The following is a 3,475-nucleotide window of genomic DNA, read 5'->3' as shown; positions in this document are numbered from 1 at the left end:
CCGGTGGCCGCGGCCCCGGTGGCGGCGCCAGCGCCCGTGCCGGCCGCGCCGGCGCAGCCCGCCGCGCAGGCCGCGCCCGCCGAAGCCGGCAGCGTGCCGCTGCGAGTGCGCATCACGAAGGTGTCCGACAAGGACGCGGCGTCGCTGCTCGAAGAAATGGGCAACCTGGGCAAGGTCACGGCCAGCGAACGCGCGGACGGCGCCCTGACGGTCTGGATGGACAGCACCTGCACGCCGGACGATATCGAAGCGGTCTGCTGCTTCATCGTCGACGGCGACCAGCTGAGCATCGCCCGCGAGGCGGCGCCGTCGGCCGATGCGCCGGCGGCCGCTCCCCAGCCCGTCGCCGAAGCGCCCGCGCCCACGCCGGCGCCGGTTGCCGCGCCGGCTCCGGCCGCGCCCGCGCCGGTCGTCGCCGAATCGGCCGCGGCCGCCGAAGCCATTACCCAGGCCGCGCGCGCCGCGCGCCCGGCCGCCCCGGCGCACGCGGACAAGGAGTCCACGTCGATCCGCGTGGGCGTCGAGAAGGTCGACCAGGTGATCAATCTGGTCGGCGAACTGGTCATCACGCAGGCGATGCTGGCGCAGACCGCGTCCACGCTGGATCCGGTGCTGCACGACCGCCTGCTCAACGGCATGGAACAGCTGGAACGCAACGCCCGCGACCTGCAGGAAGCGGTCATGTCGATCCGGATGATGCCGATGGACTACGTGTTCAGCCGCTTCCCCCGCCTGGTGCGCGACATCGCCAGCAAGATGGGCAAGCAGATTGAACTGCAAACCTACGGCCGCGCCACCGAACTGGACAAGAGCCTGATCGAGCGCATCATCGACCCGCTGACCCACCTGGTCCGCAACAGCCTGGACCACGGCATCGAGACCCCAGAGAAGCGCGTTGCTTCCGGCAAGGATCCGGTCGGGCAGCTGGTGCTGTCGGCTCAGCACAACGGCGGCAACATCGTGATCGAGGTCAGCGACGACGGCGCCGGCCTGAACCGCGAAAAAATCCTCAAGAAGGCGATCTCGCAGGGCCTGGCGGTCAACGAGAATTCGCCGGACGACGAAATCTGGCAGCTGATCTTCGCGCCGGGCTTCTCCACCGCCGAAAAGGTCACGGACATCTCCGGCCGCGGTGTCGGCATGGACGTGGTGCGCCGGAACATCCAGGACATGGGCGGCCACGTGCAGCTGTCGTGCGAGCCGGGCAACGGCACCACGACGCGCATCGTGCTGCCGCTGACGCTGGCGATCCTGGACGGCATGTCGGTGCGGGTGGGCGAGGAAACCTTCATCCTGCCGCTGAACCACGTCACCGAATCGCTGCAGCCTACCAACGACCAGATCTATTCGGTCGCGGGCAACGAGCGCGTCATGCACGTGCGCGGCGAATACCTGCCGCTGGTCGAAATGCACCGCGTGTTCTCGGTGGGCGGCGCGCAGACCGATCCGACCCAGGCCATCGCCGTGATCATGCAGGCCGAGGACCGCCGCTTCGCGCTGCTGGTCGATCACCTGATCGGGCAGCACCAGGTCGTGGTGAAGAACCTGGAGTCCAACTACCGCAAGGTTCCCGGCATTTCGGCCGCTACCATCCTGGGCGATGGCAGCGTGGCCCTGATCGTCGACGTATTTGCGCTTGCGCGCGCCAACCGTGAGCGTTGGTCGCAGCCCGAAGCCATTCTGAATTGATGGAGAACTAACCTCATGGCAGCCAAACCGCAAGCGCCCGCCGCGCGCAATGAAGATGTCGGCAGCGAATTCCTGGTGTTCACGCTGGGCGACGAAGAATACGGCATCGACATCCTGAAGGTGCAAGAGATCCGCGGCTACGACGCCGACACGGTCACGCGCATCGCCAATGTTCCGCCGTTCATCAAGGGCGTGACGAACCTGCGCGGCATCATCGTGCCGATCGTGGACCTGCGCATCAAGTTCAACCTGGGCCGGGTCGAATACAACGAGCAGACCGTCGTCATCATCCTGAACCTCGACCGCCGCGTGGTCGGCATCGTGGTCGACGGCGTGTCGGACGTGCTGATGCTCAATTCGGGCCAGATCCGCCCGGCGCCCGAGTTCGGCGCCACGCTGTCCACCGAATACCTGACCGGCCTGGGCACGGTGGACGAGCGCATGCTGATCCTGGTGGATATCGAAAAACTCATGACCAGCGACGAAATGGCGCTGGTGGAGAAGGTCGCTTCCTGATCGGAACCTGGCCGGATGCGGGGTAAGGGCGCCATATTCGATCCGATGTGGCGCTTTCCTTTAACGATTGCAGTCAAGGAGTGGTGCTTGTGATGCGCAAGTTTTTCGCGAACATGACGATACGCAGCAGCCTGTTGTGGGTACTGGCGTTTTTCTCATTCATGTTGGTGATCGGGGCGGCGCTTGGCGTCCTGTCCCTGCGCATCAGCAACGGGACGTTGGCGGAGATCAAGCAATCGCAGGAGCTCGATGACGCGGTCGGACGCGTCGTCTCCAGCTACAAAGACACCATGAACGGCCTGGGCCGCTCGGCGGCCTCCAATTACGCCGACATCGTGCGCAACGTGGGCCAGGCAACCGTGCTCACGCAAGGCCTGTCGGCCGACGCCACCGGCCTGCTGGAGCGCGCCAAGGCGTCCATGAACAAGGGCCAGGCGGAGTTCGAATACTACAAGACCCTGCCGCGGCCGCAGGAAGCCGCCGAGGCGCTGAAGGAAATCGACGATTCCTACGGCGCGCTGGTGCAGCAGGGGCTGGGTCCGCTGGTGGCCGCCCTGGAGAAGGCCGACATGACGGCCTACCAGAAACAGGTCCAGTCGGTGCAGGACGCGCTTGAAGGCCGCTTCGCCCGCGCAATCGAAGGTTTCGATTTCTGGCGCGCCAGCAAGATGCTGGACGCCTACGAAGTGGCGCAGGTGCGCTACCAATTCGTGCTGGTGGCGGTGGGCGCGGGCGGCGTGATCGCCGCGCTGCTGGTGTTCGCCACCTATGTGTTCCTGCGCCGCCGCGTGCTGCAGCCGCTGAAGGAAGCCGGCAACCATTTCGACCGCATCGCCGGCGGCGACCTGACCGCCCGCGTGGACGTGCGCAATACCAACGAGATCGGCCAGCTGTTCGCCGCCCTCAAGCGCATGCAGGAAAGCCTGACCCGCACGGTGTCGTCGGTGCGCCGAGGCGTGGACGAGATCAACGTGGGGTCGCACGAGATCGCGGCCGGCAACACGGACCTGTCCAGCCGCACCGAACAGCAGGCGGCCTCTCTGGAAGAGACGGCGGCCTCGATGGAGGAACTGGCCTCGACGGTGAAGCAGAACGCGGACAACGCCCGCCAGGCCAACCAGCTGGCGGCGAGCGCCTCGGACGTGGCCGAGCGCGGCGGTTCGGCGGTGTCGGAAGTGGTGAGCACGATGCAGGAGATCTCTGCCAGCTCGCGCAAGATTTCCGAGATCGTGTCGGTGATCGACGGCATCGCGTTCCAGACCAACATCTT

Annotated in this window: 3 protein-coding genes; all 3 read left to right on the top strand. The window is 66.3% G+C overall.

From position 1 onward, the window contains the following. The coding region (gene cheA / locus ADE01S_RS30920; protein WP_062685579.1) for a chemotaxis protein CheA at positions 1–1,689 on the top strand (1,689 nt) is incomplete at its 5' end. A 15-nt stretch (positions 1,690–1,704) separates the two neighbouring features. After that, positions 1,705–2,205, top strand: a complete 501-nt coding sequence (gene cheW / locus ADE01S_RS30915) for a chemotaxis protein CheW (protein ID WP_043545132.1) — start codon at positions 1,705–1,707, stop codon at positions 2,203–2,205. Between the two features lie 92 nt (positions 2,206–2,297). Then, positions 2,298–3,475, top strand: a 1,178-nt coding sequence (locus ADE01S_RS30910; RefSeq protein WP_062685578.1) for a Tar ligand binding domain-containing protein, incomplete at its 3' end; no start/stop codon positions are given.

It is taken from the genome of Achromobacter denitrificans NBRC 15125 (assembly GCF_001571365.1).
Taxonomy (GTDB): domain Bacteria; phylum Pseudomonadota; class Gammaproteobacteria; order Burkholderiales; family Burkholderiaceae_B; genus Achromobacter; species Achromobacter denitrificans.
The sequence above is the reverse complement of the archived record's forward strand: the minus strand, read 5'-3'. Positions and strand labels throughout refer to the sequence as shown.

Excerpts from the sequence above, each read along its gene's own strand:
- cheW (WP_043545132.1), top strand. The coding sequence starts at position 1,705 with ATGGCAGCCAAACCGCAAGCGCCCGCCGCGCGCAATGAAGATGTCGGC.